Raw genomic sequence first — 1937 nt, forward strand, 5'->3', positions numbered from 1 at the left:
CACCGGTCCTGCAGCCTGGGCGGCGATCGGGACTATGCGCCTGCAGGCTGAAGATGTTCCTGGCGCAATGGACGCAATAAAAAAAGGCCTCGCACTGGACTCCGCATCAGAAGACGTCATGTTGCTGGCAGTGGCCCTGATAGAGGCCAAAGCGTCGTCGGCTCAAGCTTTGGTGCGCAAGTATCTTGACGGCAAGCCGTCTGCTGACGTGCGCATGGCTTATGCACGGCATGCCATCAATACCCAGCGCTACGATGAGGCCTACACACAAATGCAGCTGCTGACGGCGGAAAAGCCCGACTACTCCGAAGCCTGGCTGCTGCGTGGTTCGCTGGAGTTGCAAGACGCAAAACTCTCTCTTGCAGAATCATCTCTCAAAACCTATGTGGCACTGAATCCGGCACCCAAAGACACAACGGGCCAGACCGCCACCATGGGCAGAGGCTTGGTGCAGGCTTATCTCTTGCTCTCGCAGGTAGCGGAAAAGGGTAAACGGCTAGACGAGGCCAAGGCTTATCTGGACCAGATCACCAGCCCTAAAGACGCACTGCGCGTACAGAAGCGCCATGCCGCCATCCTGGTCCGCCAGGGCAAGCTGGATCTGGCCCGTGAAGCCATACGCAGCGTGCCGGAGCTGCAAGCATCAGATGCGCTGGAAAAAATCCATGCCGAAGTGCAACTGTTGCGCGATGCGCAGCAATACGCTGCAGCACACGAACTCTTGCGGCAAGCGAGTGCACGATTCCCGGACGACACGGAACTGGTTTACGACCTGGCCATGATGGCTGAGAAGCTAGGCAACCTCGATGAGATGGAGACGCTGCTGCGCCAAGTGATTGCATCCAAGCCTGACTACCACCACGCTTACAACGCCCTTGGCTATTCGCTGGCGGATCGCAACATCCGCCTGGCCGAGGCCCGTCAATTGATCACCCGGGCATTGTCATTTGCACCCGAAGACCCTTTTATCGTGGACAGCCTTGCCTGGGTGGAATACCGCATGGGCAACGCCACAGAAGCCATACGCCTATTGCAGGGAGCCTTTAAGGTCCGACCTGACGCAGAGATTGCGGCCCATTTGGGCGAGGTGTTATGGAGTGTGGGCCAGAAGGACGAAGCCAGCGCAATCTGGAAAGAGGGCATAACGCTAAATCCACAGAACGAGACGCTGCGCGAGACCATGCGGCGCCTGGGTGGCACACCGTGAAAGTTGGCACGCAATGGAACTTGCGTGGGGCATGGATATCAAGCCTTCTTTTAACTATTATTTTTATAGCAGGTTGTGCAAGTACGACGGGGGCTAAAGACCCAAATGACCAAAATGGTTCCTACTGGCAGGGGCGCCTGGCGCTCAAGGTGCACAGCACGCCTGTGCAAGCGTTCGCGGCAGACTTTGAGCTCCAGGGCAGTGCCGAAGACGGCACACTATCGTTTTTTACGCCACTTGGCAGCACGGCCGCACGGCTGCAGTGGAGCAGCGCTGGCGCCCAGTTGCAAACCACCGGAGAGCCCCAGCATTTTGCATCGCTGGACGCGTTGACGCTGCACACCACCGGGGCCACTCTACCTATTCAGAGCCTTTTTGCCTGGCTAAAGGGCAATGAGCCGTTCACACCTGGCTGGCAAGTGGATCTGAAAGATCTGGCCAATGGGCGCCTGAATGCCCAGCGCCTGGAACCCGAGGTTCCGGCCGATCTGAAAATCATTCTGCAGCGCTGATCGCCGGATAATCACCGCATGCAGTCGCTCTACGACATACCCGCCCCCGCCAAGCTCAACCTCTTCCTGCACATCACGGGTCGCCGTGCCGACGGTTACCACCTGCTGCAATCCGTGTTCATGTTGATCGACTGGTGCGACACCCTGCACTTTGACATCCGGGCCGACGGCCAGATCAGCCGCGAAGACCTGACCTGGGCCCTGCCAGCCGACGACCT

At 58.4% G+C, this 1937-nt stretch carries 2 protein-coding genes and 1 pseudogene; all 3 read left to right on the forward strand.

Annotated features, from left to right (window positions below; all coding sequences use genetic code 11):
• The coding region (locus AC097P_RS23485) for a tetratricopeptide repeat protein (RefSeq protein ID WP_479612852.1) at positions 1–1207 on the forward strand (1207 nt) is incomplete at its 5' end.
• On the forward strand, positions 1093–1719 hold the full coding sequence (locus tag AC097P_RS23490; protein WP_479612853.1) for a lipoprotein insertase outer membrane protein LolB: 627 nt from the start codon (positions 1093–1095) through the stop codon (positions 1717–1719). The genes AC097P_RS23485 and AC097P_RS23490, both read left to right, overlap by 115 nt.
• An 18-nt stretch (positions 1720–1737) precedes the next feature.
• Positions 1738–1937 (forward strand): annotated as a pseudogene (gene ipk / locus AC097P_RS23495) (4-(cytidine 5'-diphospho)-2-C-methyl-D-erythritol kinase); the annotation flags it as partial.

The organism is Rhodoferax sp. ZS1R8, assembly GCF_056521325.1.